Source organism: Falsiroseomonas frigidaquae (genome assembly GCF_012163145.1).
GTDB lineage: Bacteria > Pseudomonadota > Alphaproteobacteria > Acetobacterales > Acetobacteraceae > Falsiroseomonas > Falsiroseomonas frigidaquae.
The window spans coordinates 452,647-467,764 of record NZ_JAAVTX010000004.1; the positions used below are offsets into that span (position 1 = coordinate 452,647).

The window sequence follows — 15,118 nt, forward strand, 5'->3', positions numbered from 1 at the left end:
GAGTCAAAAGAGCCGATCAGCTCGGGCGGTTCTCAAGATCGACATTCAGGCCAAGCGACTTCAGTTCCTTCACCAGCACGTTGAAGGATTCCGGAACGCCCGCCTCGAAATTATCCTGATCCCGCACGATCGCCTCATAGACCTTGGTGCGGCCCGACACGTCGTCCGACTTCACCGTCAGCATCTCCTGCAGCGTATAGGCGGCGCCATAGGCCTCGAGCGCCCAGACCTCCATCTCGCCGAAGCGCTGTCCACCGAACTGCGCCTTGCCGCCCAACGGCTGCTGGGTGACCAGCGAGTACGGGCCGATGGAGCGCGCGTGGATCTTGTCGTCCACCAGGTGGTGCAGCTTCAGCATGTAGATGTAGCCGACCGTAACCTTGCGCTCGAAGCGTTCGCCGGAGCGGCCATCCGTCAGCCAGGACTGGCCCGACTTGTCGAGACCGGCCTTGGTCAGCATGCCCTCGATGTCCGCCATGCGCGCACCGTCGAAGACCGGCGTCGCAATGGCGACACCCTTCTTCAGGTTCTCGCAGAGCTCGATGAGCTGGTCGTCGCTCATCGGATCGATCTCGGTCTTGATCGTCTCCTCGGGGTAGGCCTCGCGCAGCTTGGTGATTAGTTCCTCGCGCATCGCACCGCCACGGCGGTACTCCTCAACGAGGTCGCCGATCTGGCGGCCGATATTGGCGCAGGCCCAGCCCAGATGGGTCTCCAGGATCTGCCCGACATTCATGCGCGACGGCACGCCCAGCGGGTTCAGCACCAGGTCGACCGGCTGGCCGCTTTCGAGGAACGGCATGTCCTCGATCGGAACCACACGAGAGACGACGCCCTTGTTGCCGTGACGGCCGGCCATCTTGTCGCCCGGCTGCAGCTTGCGCTTCACCGCGACGAACACCTTGACCATCTTCATCACGCCGGGCGGCAGCTCGTCACCGCGCTGCAGCTTCTCGACCTTGCTCTCGAAGCGCTTCTGAAGGCGCTCGACAGCCGCGTCGAATTCCCGCTTCAGTGCCTCGATCTCGGTCATCGCCGCGTCGTCCTGCACGCCGATCTGGCGCCAGGTCTGCTTGGCGAACTGGTCCAGCACCTCGTCGTTGATCTCGGTGCCGGCCTTCACGCCGCGGAAGCCACCGGAGGCCTTGCGGCCCAGCAGGCGCTCACGCAGGCGGGAATGGAACGACCGCTCCTGAATCGCCTTCTCGTCGTCGCGGTCCTTGGCCAGGCGCTCGATCTCCGAGCGTTCGATCGCCATGGCACGCTCGTCCTTGTCGACGCCGCGGCGGCTGAACACGCGGACATCGACAATGGTGCCAGCCACGCCCGGCGGCAGCCGCAGCGAGGTGTCGCGCACGTCGGATGCCTTCTCGCCGAAGATGGCGCGGAGCAGCTTCTCCTCCGGCGTCATCGGGCTTTCGCCCTTCGGCGTCACCTTGCCGACCAGGATGTCGCCCGGCTGCACTTCGGCGCCGATATAGACGATGCCGGCCTCGTCGAGGTTACGCAGCGCTTCCTCACCCACGTTCGGAATGTCGCGGGTGATTTCTTCCTGGCCCAGCTTGGTGTCGCGGGCGTTCACCTCGAACTCGTCGATATGGATCGAGGTGAAGACGTCGTCCCGCGCGATCCGCTCGCTGATCAGGATGCTGTCTTCGAAGTTGTAGCCATTCCACGGCATGAAGGCGACCAGGGCGTTGCGGCCCAGCGCCAGCTCACCGAACTCGGTGGACGGGCCGTCGGCGATGATGTCGCCGGCGTTGCAGCGGTCGCCCACCTTCACCAGCGGGCGCTGGTTGATGCAGGTGGACTGGTTGGAGCGCATGAACTTGCGCAGCCGGTAGATGTCGACGCCACGCGTGGTGCCATCATCGCCCGTTGCCCGCACGACGATGCGCGCCCCATCGATGCTGTCCACGATGCCGTCGCGCTTGGCCACGATGGTCGCGCCGCTGTCGCGGGCCACCGCCGCCTCCATGCCGGTGCCGACCAGCGGCGCATCCGCCTGGATCAGCGGCACCGCCTGGCGCATCATGTTGGAGCCCATCAGCGCGCGGTTCGCGTCGTCGTTCTCAAGGAACGGGATCAGCGCCGCGGCGACGGAAACCAGCTGCTTCGGCGAAACGTCGATCGCCGTCACTTCCTCCGGCTTCACCAGCCGGAAGTCGCCGCCATCGCGCACGGAGACCAGCTCCGCCTTGAAGTTGCCGTCCGCATCCAGCTCCGCATCGGCCTGGGCGACCACCAGGCGCTCCTCCTCCATGGCGGAGAGGTAGCGCGGCGCGCCCGTGACCTTGCCTTCCTTCACCAGGCGGTACGGCGTCTCGATGAAGCCGTACTTGTTCACCTTGGCGAAGGTCGCGAGGCTGTTGATCAGGCCGATGTTCGGGCCTTCCGGCGTCTCGATCGGGCAGATGCGGCCGTAATGGGTCGGGTGCACGTCGCGCACCTCGAAGCCGGCACGCTCGCGGGTCAGGCCTCCCGGGCCAAGCGCCGAGAGGCGGCGCTTATGCGTCACCTCGGACAGCGGGTTGGTCTGGTCCATGAACTGCGACAGCTGCGAGGAACCGAAGAACTCGCGCACCGCGGCCGCAGCCGGCTTCGCGTTGATCAGGTCATGCGGCATGACGGTGTCGATATCGACCGACCCCATGCGCTCCTTGATCGCGCGCTCCATGCGCAGCAGGCCGACGCGGTACTGGTTCTCCATCAGCTCGCCGACCGAACGCACCCGGCGGTTGCCGAGGTTGTCGATGTCGTCGATGGAGCCGTTGCCGTCCTTGAGCTGCAGCAGCACGCGCACCGTCTCGACGATGTCTTCCTTGCGAAGCGTGCGCTGCGTGTCCGGCACCTCCTCGGCAGAGAAGCCCAGGCGCATGTTCATCTTCACCCGGCCCACCGCGGACAGGTCGTAGCGCTCGCTGTCGAAGAACAGGCCGCGGAACAGCGTCTCCGCCGTGTCGGCGGTCGGCGGCTCGCCCGGGCGCATCACCCGGTAGATGTCCATCAGCGCTTCGTCGCGGTTGCCGTTCTTGTCCACGGCCAGCGTGTTGCGCATCCATGGGCCTGCGCCCTGGTCGATCGCCAGCGTCGCCAGGCGGTCCAGCCCGGCTTCCTCGATGGCGTTCAGCTTCGGCTCGGTCAGTTCCTCACCGGCCTCGGCCCAGATCTCGCCGGTCTCCATGTTGACCATGTCTTCGGCGACGAAGCGGCCGAGCAGGTCCATGCGGCCGACCAGCACTTCGGTCGTGCCACCCTCGGCGATCTTGCGCGCGGCGCGGGGCGTCATCTTGACGTCCTTGTCGGCCACGACCTCACCGGTGCGGGCGTCGATCAGCGGCTCCTGCAGCTTGATGCCGCGGAACGCGTCGGGATCGAAGGGGCGCGACCAGCCCTTGGGGCCACGGGCGAACACCACCTGGCCGTAGAAGGCGTTCAGGATCTCCTCGGCATCCATGCCGCGGACTTCGCCGATCTCGAGCGGCGGCAGCCCGGCGGCCGCACGTTCCGCGCGCTGCTGCTGGGTCCAGGCGGAATCCAGCGCATAGAGCAGCGTGGTCGCCGGCAGCTTGCGCTTGCGGTCGATGCGGACGTAGCAGATGTCCTTGGCGTCGAACTCGAAGTCGAGCCAGGAGCCGCGGTACGGAATGACCCGCGCCGCGAACAGGTACTTGCCGCTGCTGTGCGTCTTGCCCTTGTCGTGGTCGAAGAACACGCCCGGCGAACGGTGCATCTGGGAGACGATGACGCGCTCGGTGCCATTGACGATGAAGGTGCCGTTATCCGTCATCAGGGGCATGTCGCCCATGTAGACGTCCTGCTCCTTGATATCGCGCACGGAACGAGAACCCGTGTCCTCATCCACATCCCAGACGATCAGGCGCAGACGCACCTTGAGCGGGGCGGCGAAGGTCAGGCCGCGCTGGATGCACTCCTCGACGTCATACTTCGGCTCCTCCAGCTCGTACTGGACGAACTCCAGCCGGCCACGGCCACCAAAATCGTCGATCGGAAAGACCGACTTGAAAACTTCCTGAAGCCCCGCGTGGAGCCGCACATCCGGATCGACGCCCATCTGCAGGAACGCCTCATAGGAGGCCCGCTGCACATCGATGAGGTTTGGCATCGGGGCGACTTCGGGCAACCGCCCGAAAGACCGCCGGATGCGCTTACGCGCGGTGAACGACTTCGTGATAGCGTTCATGCCTGTCCCGCTTCCCGTGCCTGCCAGAAGCGCACCGCGCCCGGAGGAATTTCGCCAGTTCGCGCCGCTTGCCCGGACCTGCTGGTCCAACCACCCGGCGTTCCATCGTCAAACGCGGGCGCGGGCGGGACTCCGGCTTCGGAGTTCCGCCCGTTCCCGTAGATATGTCGCCCAGCGGCGGACCGAAGGCCCACCACCGGGATTTTGCGCGCCCGGCCAATCCGAGCCGGGCTGAACCAGGCGCGCAGGGTACTCAGCTGATCTCGACCACGGCGCCGTTCTCTTCCAGCACCTTCTTGATCTTGGCAGCTTCGTCCTTGCTCGCGGCGTCCTTGACGACCTTCGGCGCGCCCTCGACCAGATCCTTGGCTTCCTTCAGCCCAAGACCGGTGATGGTGCGGATCTCCTTGATCACGTTGATCTTCTTGTCGCCCGCGGCCTTCAGGGTGACGGTGAATTCCGTCTTCTCCTCAACCGGGGCGGCGGCGGCGGCAGCCGCCGGCGCTGCCGCTGCGGCGGCAGGCGCCGCGGCGGAAACGCCCCACTTCTCTTCCAGCATCTTGGAGAGCTCAGCGGCTTCCAGGACGGTCAGGCTGGAGAGCTCGTCAACCAGCTTTGCGAGGTCGGCCATGTGTGTATCCTTCGATATATTGGCTTGGCTTGGTATTTGCAAGACCCATGAGGGAACCCTTCCCCCAGGGCCGAATCGTCAGGCTTGCGAAGGGGCTCAGGCCGCCTCCGCCTCCGCCTCGTCCTTCTTGGCATACGCGGCGAACACCCGCGCCAGCTGCGAGCCCGGTGCCTGCAGAATGCCCGCGATCCGCGTCGCCGGCGTCTGGATCAGGCCCAGAAGCTGTGCGCGCAGGGTCTCGAGCGACGGCAGGGCTGCCAGCGCCTTGACGCCATCGGCGTCCAGCGTCTGGGTCCCGAGCGCCCCGCCAAGGATCACGAACTTGTCGTTCACCTTGGCGAAATCCACGGCGGTCTTCGCCACAGCCACAGGGTCCCGCGACCACGAAAGCGCGGTCGGACCCTTCAGCAGCGGCGAGATGCCCTGGAAGCTGGTACCATCGAGGGCGAGCGCGGCCAGCCGGTTCTTCGCGACCTTGTAGGTCGCACCGGCTTCCCGCATGCGCCGTCGCAGCGTCGTCGCATCCGCCACCGTCAAGCCCTTGTTCTGGCTGACGAGGACGAAGGACGTCTCCGCGAAAACCGCTTGCAGAGCCTGCACGAAGGCCTGCTTTTCCGTACGGTCCACGTCCGTCTCCGTATTTGGCTTCGGCCTTGTGGAAGGGCTTTGGCCGGTTCAAGCGCGAGGTGGCAACCACCCCGAAAGGCCTGCTGGAACGGGACCTACCAAGCCAAGCCGGGCCCGGCGCCCAGGGGCAACCGGACCGGCAAAAACTTCTCGGCACCCCATCTCTCACCTGCACGGCTTGCGCCGCTTCAAGGCCCGAAGGCCACAGGAGGTCTCCGACAGGTTCGGACAGGGACCGAGGCCCCTGCCCTGCCCGGCACCCCGAAGAGTGCCGAATAACGCCCGCCCCATCCGGGACGGGAAAGCGATCAGCTGCCGCTGGACAGCGAGGCCAGGTCGACCTTGAGCCCTGGACCCATGGAGGAGGACAATGCCACCTTCTTCACATAGGTACCCTTGGCGCCGGTCGGGCGGGCCTTCTGGATCGCGTCGATGAAGGCGCGGGCATTGGCCAGCAGGCTGTCAGCCTCGAAGCTCGCCTTGCCGATGCCGGCATGCACGATGCCAGCCTTCTCGGCGCGGAACTCGACCTGGCCGGCCTTGGCCGCCTGCACGGCGCCCTTGACGTCCATGGTCACGGTGCCGAGGCGCGGGTTCGGCATCAGGCCGCGCGGGCCGAGCACCTTACCCAGGCGACCCACCAGGGCCATCATGTCCGGCGTCGCGATGCAGCGATCGAACTCGATCTTGCCTTCCTGCACGGCGGCGGCCAAGTCGTCCGCACCGACGACGTCGGCGCCGGCGGCCAGCGCCTCCTCGGCCTTCGCGCCGCGGGCGAAGACGCCGACGCGCACGGTCTTGCCAGTGCCGTTCGGCAGGCCGACCACGCCGCGGACCATCTGGTCGGCGTGGCGCGGGTCGATGCCGAGGTTCATCGAGATCTCGATGGTCTCGTCGAACTTGGCCTTCGCATTGGCCTTGGCCAGCTTGATGGCCTCATCCAGCGCGTAGTTCTTCTCCTGGTCGAGACCGGAGACGATCGCCTTGAGGCGCTTGCCCTGCTTTGCCATGGCTCAGCCCTCCACCACGGTCATGCCCATGGAACGGGCGGATCCGGCCAGCATGCGAACCGCACTCTCGATGTCCGTGCAGTTCATGTCCTTCATCTTCACCGCGGCAATCTCGCGCAGCTGCGTCTTGCTGACGCGGCCGACGGTCGCACCCTTGCCGGGAGTCAGGCTGCCCTTCTCGATCTTGGCGGCCTTCATCAGGAAGTAGGTGTTCGGCGGGGTCTTGGTGATGAAGGAGAAGGTGCGGTCGGAGAAGGCGGTGATGACGACAGGGGTCGGGGTGCCCGGCTCCATCTGCTGCGTCGCCGCGTTGAATTCCTTCACGAACTGCATGATGTTCAGGCCGCGCTGACCGAGCGCCGGGCCGATCGGCGGCGACGGGTTCGCCTTGCCCGCCGGAACCTGCAGCTTGATGTAGCCCACGATCTTTTTCGCCACTGGTGCGATCCATCCTCTGTTGAGGACCGCGGTTCAAGCGACCCCAAGGGGTCTCCCGCGTTCCATGCCACGCGAAACGGCCCGGGAAAGCCCCGGGCCGGTCAGCGGAGGCGGGCGTATAGCCCCCTGCCCGGCGCGAGTCCAGCCACAAATGCAAAACGGGCCGGATGTTCCCATCCGGCCCGCTGCAAAACTCGATGGCGCGAAAAGGTCAGACCTTCTCGACCTGCCCGTATTCCAGCTCCACCGGCGTCGAGCGCCCGAAGATGGAGACGCTGACCTTCACCCGGCCGCGTTCCTCGTCCACTTCCTCGATCGTGCCCATGAAGCTGGTGAACGGGCCGTCGGCCACGCGGACCTGCTCGCCCACCTCGAAGATGATGGCGGGGCGCTTCGGCTTGTCGGCGCCATCCTGCACCTGCTTCAGCATGCGCTGCGCTTCGGATTCGCGGATCGGCGTCGGCCGGTTCTTCTCGCCCAGGAAGCCCGTGACCTTCGGGGTATTCTTCACCAGGTGCCAGGCGTCGTCGGTCATTTCCATCTTCACCAGCACGTAGCCGGGGAAGAACTTCCGCTCCTGGTTGGTCTTCTGGCCCCTGCGGACTTCGACCACCTCCTCGGCGGGCACGAGGATTTCCTCGAACGCGTCGGCCAGGCCCTTCTGGGCGGCCTGCTCACGGAGCTGCTGCGAGATCTTCTTTTCGAAGCCCGAATAAACGTGGACCACGTACCACTTCTTGTCCGCCATGACCCGCCTCAGGCCCCCACACCGAACAGCCAGCGCATCGCGAAGGCGATGATCTGGTCGACAACCAGGAAGAACACCGCCGCCAGCGCCGAGAGGGCCAGCACAAGACCGGTCGTGATCAGCGTCTCCTTGCGCGATGGCCAGGTGACGCGACCCACTTCCTGCCGCACCTCGCGGACATACTGCGTGGGATCGAACTTGGCCAAGACGGGCCCCTTTTTCGAATGGTCGACGAACGAAGGCATTTGCGGGCTGCGCGTCGCAGGCCCCTCCCTTTGGGGAGGGGCCTTCGGCCACGAACTCGCGCGGCCGCTTGGCAGGGGCGGAGGGTCTCGAACCCACAACCTCCGGTTTTGGAGACCGGCGCTCTAGCCAATTGAGCTACGCCCCTACGGCTCCACGCGAGCGGCGTCCTCTATCCCAGCCGGCGGGGCCTGTCGAGATGGTCGGAGGGGTAGTTTTCACTCCTGCGGCAGCCGGATCACCAGCGTGCGGCCCATCTTGTCGTGCCAGGTCTGCCGCCGGGCATCCCACAGCATCCAGAAATAGCCGAGGCACAGCGGCAGCGCCGAGATCATGTAGCCCAGGTAGCGCAGCACGAGCCGGCCGAAGCGCGGCGGCAGGCCGGTTTCCGTATCGACGATCCGCAGCCCGAGCACCAGCTTGCCCGGCGTGCCCTGCCGCTCCACCCAGAATGTCAGCACCAGCAGAGTGCCGATGATGTTGGCCATCAGCTCGCCGCCCAGCGACAGCTCCCCGCCATTGGCCAGCGCGCCGATGGTGCCGAGCAGCACCGAGAGCGGCATCAGCCACAGCAGGTCCAGAAGCTGCGCCGCGAGGCGTCGGCCGAACCCCGCCAGTTCCACGCCCTGTTGCGGCATCGCGACCTCCCTGAAACAGGAACGGGGTGGGACGCGCCTGCGCCCCACCCCGCCCGACCCGAAGCGGGTGCTTCGCCTACTTGACGATCTTGGCGACGACGCCGGCGCCAACGGTGCGGCCACCTTCGCGGATCGCGAAGCGCAGGCCCTCATCCATGGCGATCGGCGCGATCAGCTCGACGTCCATCGTCACGTTGTCGCCCGGCATCACCATCTCGACGCCTTCCGGCAGCTTCACGATGCCCGTCACGTCCGTCGTCCGGAAGTAGAACTGCGGACGGTAGTTCGTGAAGAACGGCGTGTGGCGGCCGCCTTCCTCCTTCGTCAGGATGTACGCCTCGGCCGAGAAGCCGGTATGCGGCGTGATCGAGCCCGGGGCGGCCAGAACCTGCCCGCGCTCCACATCCTCACGCTTCACGCCGCGCAGCAGCGCGCCGATGTTGTCGCCCGCCTGCCCACTGTCCAGCAGCTTGCGGAACATCTCGACGCCGGTCACCACCGACTTCACCGTGGTCTTCAGGCCGACGATCTCGATTTCCTCGCCAACCTTGACCACGCCCCGCTCCACGCGGCCGGTCACCACGGTGCCGCGGCCGGAGATGCTGAACACGTCTTCCACCGGCATCAGGAACGGCCGGTCCAGCGCGCGTGCCGGCTGCGGAATGTAGGCGTCCACCGCCTCCATCAGCTTCAGCACCGCCTGCTCGCCAATCTCCGGCTGCTTGTCTTCCAGTGTGCAGAGCGCGGAGCCGTGGATGATCGGGATGTCGTCGCCGGGGAAGTTGTAGCTGCTCAGCAGCTCGCGCACCTCCATCTCGACCAGCTCGAGAAGGTCCGGATCCGCCATGTCGACCTTGTTCAGGAACACCACCAGGGCCGGAACGCCGACCTGGCGCGCCAGCAGGATGTGCTCGCGGGTCTGCGGCATCGGGCCGTCGGCGGCCGACACCACCAGAATGGCGCCGTCCATCTGCGCCGCGCCGGTGATCATGTTCTTCACGTAGTCGGCGTGGCCGGGGCAATCGACATGCGCGTAGTGACGGTTCGCCGTCTCATACTCCACATGCGCCGTGGAGATCGTGATGCCACGAGCCCGCTCCTCCGGCGCCTTGTCGATCTGGTCATACGCCGTGAACGTCGCGCCGCCCGTCTTCGCCAGCGTCTTCGTGATCGCCGCCGTCAACGACGTCTTGCCGTGGTCCACGTGCCCGATCGTGCCGATGTTGCAGTGCGGCTTGTTCCGCTCGAATTTCGCCTTGGCCATTGCTGTTCCCGCTATCCACCCGGGGCATCCCGGGCTTCGTGAAATATGCCGCGCCTGATGATCGTGCCGCCGGCCCGCGCGCGCGTGGAGCGGGTGACGGGAATCGAACCCGCATAGCCAGCTTGGAAGGCTGGAGCTCTACCATTGAGCTACACCCGCGGCGCATTCTGGAAAGTCAGGCGCCACGTCACCCGTTCGGCCACATGGTGGGGCCGGGGCCCGGTGGCGAGTCTGCGCGGCGAGGCTGACCCGGGGGGAATATGGAGGGGGTTGGATTCGAACCAACGTAGGCGCAAGCCAGCGGATTTACAGTCCGCCCCCTTTAGCCACTCGGGCACCCCTCCGCAGCCCTGACCAGGCCTGCCGCGCCCCAGCTTCGTCACCGAGAGCGCGGCGGGACTTGCCCCGTCGCGCGCCGGCTGTCAACGGCGGCGGGCGCTCGCGGGACAGTTTCCTCCGCATGGGCGCCGCGCTTGGACAGCGGGCGCGGCGCGGCGCAGAATGGGGGAATGTCCCGCCCCCCTTCTCGTCGACCCGCCTCAGGCCCTGGCCGCCCGCCCTCGGGCAAGTCCCCGCATGGAAAGTCGCCCTCGGGCGGAGCAGGAGGCAAGCCCCCGCGCCCGCCCCGGGACGCCGCGCCGCGCGGCGAGGCGCCCCGCGCGCCCCGGGCGGACTCGCCCCGCACCCCGCGCGACGAGGCACCGCGCGCGCCGCGGAGCGATTCCACCCGCGCGCCCCGGAGCGAAGCACCACGCGCCGCGCGCGACGACGCCCCCCGCGCGCCGCGGAGCGAATCCGCCCGCGCCCCGCGGAGCGACGCACCCCGCGCCCCGCGGAGCGACACACCCCGCGCCACGCGGAGCGACGCACCCCGCGCCCCGCGGAGCGACGCCCCGCGCCCGCCACGGGATCCGGCCGAGGACCGCCCCTTCCGCCCGCTCGGCGAACGTCCCTCCCGCTCCGTAGGCGGCCCTGCGCTGCGCGGTACCGCCGGCAAGCGTCCGGCGGGCGACGGGCCGCGCAGCTTCGGCGGCAAGCCGGCACGCGGCTTCGGCGGCAAGACCGATCGCGGCTTCGCCCGCACGCCGGATCGTGGCCCGCGCGCGGCTGCCCTGCGCGCCTCCACCAACCAGTCTCCGGTCCCGGCCACGCCCGCCGAGGCGCCGGATGCCGCCCCGCGTGGCCGCGACCGGCGCGGCAGCGGCGAGGCCAAGGCCCCCCGCAGCGCCCCCGTCGCGACGCCCGCGAAGCTGCCCCGCCCTTCCCAGGCCGCCATCATCCGCGACGCCGCGCCGGGCGGCACGCTCTGGCTGTACGGCCTGCATGCCGTGGCCGCCGCGCTGGCCAATCCGCGCCGCCGGCTGAAGCGCCTGCTGCTGACGGTGGAGGCCGAGGCCGCGCTGGCCGAGCGCCTGCCCCGCCAATCCTGGCGCATCCCCGCCGAGCGGGTGGAGCGCAACCGCTTCCAGACCTTCCTGCTGGAGGATTCGATCCACCAGGGCGCCGCCCTGCTGAGCGAGCCGTTGCAGCCGCTGCCGCTGGAGGATTGCATCGCCAGCCGCCCCGGCCCGGTGCTGGTGCTGGACCAGGTGACGGACCCCCGTAATGTCGGTGCCATCCTGCGCTCCGCCGCCGCCTTCGGCGCCGCTTGCGTGGTGATGCAGGACCGCCACGCCCCGCCCGAGACCGGCGCCCTGGCGCGCGCCGCCTCGGGTGCGCTGGAACTGGTGCCGATCTCGCGGGAGGTGAACCTCTCCCGCGCCATCATCGCCTTGCAGAAGGCCGGCTTCTGGGTGCTCGGCCTGGCCGGCGAGGGCACCCGTACCCTGGGCGAGGCAGTGCCGCGCGACCGGCGCTGCGTGCTCGTCCTGGGCGCCGAGGATGCCGGGCTGCGCCGCCTGCAGCGGGAGACCTGCGACGAGCTGGTGCGGCTGCCGATGGTGCCGGAGGTGGAGAGCCTGAACGTCGCCGCCGCCGCCGCGGTCGCGCTGTACGAGATCGCCCGCGGCGCATTGCCGGATGACGAGGCGCCGGACCCCCAGGATGACTTGCCGGAGGACCTGTCCGACGAGATGCCCGAGCAGGATGAGGGCGAAGAGCCCCTCGCGGAGGATGACCCCAAATGACCAGCCCCGCCGCCGCCGCCATCCTCGCCGCCCGCCAGGCGCGGCAGAACCTGGTGCCGCTGGGCGCCCATGCCCCGGCGGACACCGCCGGTGGCTATGCGGTGCAGCGGGAAGTCGCGCAGGCCATGGGCGCCATCCCGCCCGCCGGCTTCAAGATCGGCGCGACGACGCGGCAGATGCAGGCCTATCTGGGCCTGGCAGGACCGGCCGCCGGCTTCGTGCCGGCCAGCGGCCTGCACGCCTCGCCGGCCAGCGTGCGGCTGGCGGATTTCGTGGCGCCGGGGGTGGAATGCGAGGTCGGGCTGCGGCTCGGCGCCGACCTGCCCGCCGGGCCCTGCACGCGCCAGCAGGCCCAGGACGCGGTGGCGGAGGTCTTCGCCGCCATCGAGATCGTCGAGAAGCGCTACGACGATCTCGCGGCGCTCGGCACGCCGACGCTGATCGCGGACCAGGTGTTCCACGCCGGCGGCGTGCTCGGCGCGCCGGCGGCGAATTGGCGCGACCTGGATCTCGGCGCGACGCGCGGGCGGATGCATGTCTCGGGCGCGCTGCGCGGCGAAGGCGTGGGCGCCGATCTGCTGGGGCACCCGATGGAGGCACTGGCCTGGCTCGCCGCCTCTCCGGCCGCCGCCGTGTTCGGCGGGCTGCGGGCCGGCCAGGTGGTGTTCCTCGGCTCCGTCACCCCGCCGATCTGGATCGAGGGTCCGTCCGAGGTGGTGGTGGAGTTCGACACGCTGGGCCGGGTGGAGTTGCGCTTCACCTGAGCCGGGTTCGGCGGGGCGAAGCGGCATCGTTCACGGTCCGGCAATCTCGGCCTGCCATAACGCCTGCGCCGCAACCCACCCAGCGGCCTTTCGCCAGGACGGCGCCCCCGAATGCTGGGACCGCCATGCGAATAGCAGACTGGAACACGCTGCCTGAGGATCTGCAGCTCGTGCTGTCGCGCGAGGCGCTGCGCCGCGCGGCGGAGACGCTGGCGGAACATGCGGAGTTGCTGGCCGAGGAGATGGAGCAAGGCACGCTGTCCGACCGTGGCGGTCCGGACGCGCTGCGCCTGTTCGCCGCCGTGGTGCGCGCCACCAATGACGACGCCTTTGGCCAGGTCGGCCACGCCTGATCGCCCGAGGTCGGATTGCCCGGGGCCGGATTGCCCGGGGTCGGATTGCCCGGGGCGGGACCATGGCCGGCGCGGTGCCGGCCATGGTCCAACCCCTCACACCACCGGCGTCACGCGGCGCGGCGGCGGCGCAGGCCGAACAGGCCGAGCAGCCCCGTGCCGAGGATGGCGAGGGAGGCCGGCGCCGGCACCGCGACCGGGCCAAGCTGCCCCACCGTGATCTCCCGCACCGTGTTGCTGCCGTAGTCGCCGAGGAAGCTGGCAAGGCCGGTCGCCAGGTCGATGGTGAACAGCCCCTGCGGCCCCAGCTGGCCAACCGCGTTCAGCAGGCTGGCATAGGCGATGCCGGTGCTGCCATCGATGTCGAAGGCCATGCCGAAGCCCGTGGTCGGCCCGAACAGATCGATGCCCAGCGCGCCGATCGTGCTGATCGTCCCCGCATTCGCCGGATTGATGGTGACCAGCGAGGAGGTCGCGGAATCGATGGCGTAGAGGGTGGTGGAGGTAACGGTGCCCGGAAGCTGGTTGGTGTAGGCGACCGCCGTGATGGTCGGATTGACCCCGGCATTCGGGTCGCCCGCGGTGTAGCTCAGCGTGCCGTCGATGATGGTGCTGCCGGCGGTGGCGTTGACGCGCCGGTTCACGTCATTCGCCGTGGTGACGCGGATCGCATCCACCGTCGGGTTGAAGGAGAAGCCCGCCTCGAAAAGGCCGGCGGGAACCGGCACGCCCGGCCCGATGGCGGTGGCCGCGCCGCTGGTCGTGTCTACGGTGTAGAGCCCGCCGGACTGGCCCAGGGCATAGAGCTGCCCGGTGGCGGGACGGAAATCGATGCCGCGAATGGTGTCGTTGCCGATGCCGGTCACTTCCAGCGTGGTGGTGAAGGTGTCCGGCGTCGCCGAGTCGAAGCCGACCAGCGTGCGCGGCCCCACCACGCCGACGATCGGGTCCGCCTTGGCTGGGCCGGCCAGGATGGCGGCCCCCAGGATGACCGAGAAGCCGATGGCGGCCGACAGCTTCCGTGGCGCGTGATGCAGAACTCTCATGCGGAAATCCTTCCCTCATTCATGGCCGTCGAGCCCGGGCGATGAAGAAACCTCCGCCGGCTACGGCCAGGAGCGGTTCTGCAATTCACATGCCACATCTCCAACTCGCTGATTCTCAACGGCGAAAGAATCTGGCGAAAATCTATGCCAGGAAGAGCGACGGTTTTACTTGGCATTACTTGCCGTCTCATCATGCCGGATGCATCACGATCTGATGAAATCGGCGTGATCTGCAGCGCGGCCATCGTCCCTGTTGTGGCAAGCGGACGCGCCTGGCAGGCAGGATCCGGAAAGGCGGGCACGGCCGCTCCGCTGCGGCAGGGGTGACATCCTGCCCCCGGCGCGCTACCTCGACGCGGTCAGCGCATGGGATCCGGGTGCCCCGCCTGCGGGTGATGCACCCCGGCCCGCCGGATATGCCGGGTTAGCACAGCGGTAGTGCAGCGGTTTTGTAAACCGAAGGTCGGGGGTTCGATCCCCTCACCCGGCAATCACTTAGCTGGAAATCGTTGCGATACAGGTCGGCAGCGGGCACTCAGCGGGCACATTGCCGATGGCTAGAGGCGCGGGCCGAACGACCATCGGCCCGTGAGGATCCAGCGGACAACGACAAGCGTTCCGCCTATCACAGCCGCATAGGCCAGCCGCTCGCCGGGGCGACCATACGGCCGATCCAGCTCCGACCACGCAGCGGCGCAGAGAACGGCTAAAAGGGCGAGGTGCAGCCACCAGAAAACCGCGAAGGCCCTCGCGCAGATCGCCCTAGCCGAAGCCCGCCGCGCTTCGCGGAGGGCCGGACCTCGGTCGGCTAGCCGTCGCGCTGCCTCCGCGCTGGCGTCGGAAAGCCTGGATAGCCCGGCCGGCCCGGTGCCCGCCATACCGCGCGCGTCGCCGATAGCATCGCGCAGCTGTTCGTCCGTCATCTGGGCGTAGCGCAGCGTCATGGCTCGGGTGGCCCGCGTCGTTTCGCCACAGATTCTTCTGGTAAATCGTAGGTGGGTGCAAGGGCGGCTGCACGGCCCGTGG

At 68.4% G+C, this 15,118-nt stretch carries 12 protein-coding genes, 4 tRNA genes and 1 pseudogene; 4 read left to right on the forward strand and 13 right to left on the reverse strand.

Features of this window, described 5'->3' with window-relative positions:
- Positions 1-16: 16 nt before the first annotated feature.
- The 12 genes from rpoB to HB662_RS14835 all read right to left on the reverse strand — a co-directional run bounded on the left by rpoB (position 17) and on the right by HB662_RS14835 (position 10,147).
- Positions 17-4,204, reverse strand: a complete 4,188-nt coding sequence (rpoB, locus tag HB662_RS14780; protein WP_168050569.1) for a DNA-directed RNA polymerase subunit beta — start codon at positions 4,202-4,204, stop codon at positions 17-19.
- 253 nt (positions 4,205-4,457) lie between these two features.
- A complete protein-coding gene (rplL, locus tag HB662_RS14785) occupies positions 4,458-4,835 on the reverse strand; it encodes a 50S ribosomal protein L7/L12 (protein ID WP_168050570.1) in 378 nt (125 codons plus the stop codon).
- 96 nt (positions 4,836-4,931) lie between these two features.
- Positions 4,932-5,462 carry a 50S ribosomal protein L10 gene (rplJ, locus tag HB662_RS14790; RefSeq protein ID WP_168050571.1) on the reverse strand — a complete coding sequence of 177 codons (531 nt, stop codon included), beginning with the start codon at positions 5,460-5,462 and terminating at the stop codon, positions 4,932-4,934.
- Positions 5,463-5,770: 308 nt separating this feature from the next.
- Positions 5,771-6,472: a 50S ribosomal protein L1 gene (rplA, locus tag HB662_RS14795; protein ID WP_168050572.1), complete on the reverse strand. Its 702-nt coding sequence runs from the start codon at positions 6,470-6,472 to the stop codon at positions 5,771-5,773.
- Between the two features lie 3 nt (positions 6,473-6,475).
- On the reverse strand, positions 6,476-6,910 hold the full coding sequence (gene rplK, locus HB662_RS14800; protein WP_168050573.1) for a 50S ribosomal protein L11: 435 nt from the start codon (positions 6,908-6,910) through the stop codon (positions 6,476-6,478).
- 211 nt (positions 6,911-7,121) lie between these two features.
- The gene (gene nusG / locus HB662_RS14805; RefSeq protein ID WP_168050574.1) at positions 7,122-7,658 is read right to left on the reverse strand and encodes a transcription termination/antitermination protein NusG; all 537 of its coding nucleotides are present in this window, start codon (positions 7,656-7,658) and stop codon (positions 7,122-7,124) included.
- Positions 7,659-7,666: 8 nt separating this feature from the next.
- A complete protein-coding gene (gene secE / locus HB662_RS14810; protein ID WP_168050575.1) occupies positions 7,667-7,864 on the reverse strand; it encodes a preprotein translocase subunit SecE in 198 nt (65 codons plus the stop codon).
- A gap of 108 nt (positions 7,865-7,972) precedes the next feature.
- Positions 7,973-8,049, reverse strand: a tRNA-Trp gene (locus tag HB662_RS14815).
- Between the two features lie 70 nt (positions 8,050-8,119).
- Positions 8,120-8,539, reverse strand: a complete 420-nt coding sequence (locus HB662_RS14820; RefSeq protein ID WP_168050576.1) for an RDD family protein — start codon at positions 8,537-8,539, stop codon at positions 8,120-8,122.
- A 76-nt stretch (positions 8,540-8,615) separates the two neighbouring features.
- The gene (tuf, locus tag HB662_RS14825) at positions 8,616-9,803 is read right to left on the reverse strand and encodes an elongation factor Tu (protein ID WP_168050577.1); all 1,188 of its coding nucleotides are present in this window, start codon (positions 9,801-9,803) and stop codon (positions 8,616-8,618) included.
- Between the two features lie 85 nt (positions 9,804-9,888).
- Positions 9,889-9,962 (reverse strand) — tRNA-Gly (locus HB662_RS14830).
- 102 nt (positions 9,963-10,064) lie between these two features.
- Positions 10,065-10,147, reverse strand: a tRNA-Tyr gene (locus HB662_RS14835).
- Positions 10,148-11,053: 906 nt separating this feature from the next.
- Here HB662_RS14835 and rlmB point away from each other — a divergent pair.
- The 3 genes and pseudogenes from rlmB to HB662_RS14850 all read left to right on the forward strand — a co-directional run.
- Positions 11,054-11,809, forward strand: a pseudogene (rlmB, locus tag HB662_RS29245) (23S rRNA (guanosine(2251)-2'-O)-methyltransferase RlmB); the annotation flags it as partial.
- A gap of 116 nt (positions 11,810-11,925) precedes the next feature.
- Positions 11,926-12,693, forward strand: coding sequence for a 2-keto-4-pentenoate hydratase (locus HB662_RS14845; RefSeq protein WP_168050578.1), 768 nt, complete (start codon positions 11,926-11,928; stop codon positions 12,691-12,693).
- 125 nt (positions 12,694-12,818) lie between these two features.
- Entirely contained in the window at positions 12,819-13,046 is a 228-nt protein-coding gene (locus HB662_RS14850; protein WP_168050579.1) for a hypothetical protein, read from the forward strand.
- 110 nt (positions 13,047-13,156) lie between these two features.
- Here HB662_RS14850 and HB662_RS14855 read toward each other — a convergent pair whose 3' ends face one another.
- On the reverse strand, positions 13,157-14,092 hold the full coding sequence (locus tag HB662_RS14855; protein ID WP_168050580.1) for a DUF4394 domain-containing protein: 936 nt from the start codon (positions 14,090-14,092) through the stop codon (positions 13,157-13,159).
- Positions 14,093-14,510: 418 nt separating this feature from the next.
- Between HB662_RS14855 and HB662_RS14860 the strand changes: the two genes are divergently transcribed.
- A tRNA-Thr gene (locus HB662_RS14860) sits at positions 14,511-14,582 on the forward strand.
- The last annotated feature ends 536 nt before the right edge of the window (positions 14,583-15,118 follow it).

What these genes read in the sequence shown, in the direction of transcription:
- HB662_RS14820 (WP_168050576.1), bottom strand. Translation starts at nt 8,539, where the DNA reads ATGCCGCAACAGGGCGTGGAACTGGCGGGGTTCGGCCGACGCCTCGCG.
- HB662_RS14850 (WP_168050579.1), top strand. Translation starts at nt 12,819, where the DNA reads ATGCGAATAGCAGACTGGAACACGCTGCCTGAGGATCTGCAGCTCGTG.
- nusG (WP_168050574.1), bottom strand. Translation starts at nt 7,658, where the DNA reads ATGGCGGACAAGAAGTGGTACGTGGTCCACGTTTATTCGGGCTTCGAA.
- HB662_RS14845 (WP_168050578.1), top strand. Translation starts at nt 11,926, where the DNA reads ATGACCAGCCCCGCCGCCGCCGCCATCCTCGCCGCCCGCCAGGCGCGG.
- rplL (WP_168050570.1), bottom strand. Translation starts at nt 4,835, where the DNA reads ATGGCCGACCTCGCAAAGCTGGTTGACGAGCTCTCCAGCCTGACCGTC.
- tuf (WP_168050577.1), bottom strand. Translation starts at nt 9,803, where the DNA reads ATGGCCAAGGCGAAATTCGAGCGGAACAAGCCGCACTGCAACATCGGC.
- rpoB (WP_168050569.1), bottom strand. Translation starts at nt 4,204, where the DNA reads ATGAACGCTATCACGAAGTCGTTCACCGCGCGTAAGCGCATCCGGCGG.
- rplA (WP_168050572.1), bottom strand. Translation starts at nt 6,472, where the DNA reads ATGGCAAAGCAGGGCAAGCGCCTCAAGGCGATCGTCTCCGGTCTCGAC.
- HB662_RS14855 (WP_168050580.1), bottom strand. Translation starts at nt 14,092, where the DNA reads ATGAGAGTTCTGCATCACGCGCCACGGAAGCTGTCGGCCGCCATCGGC.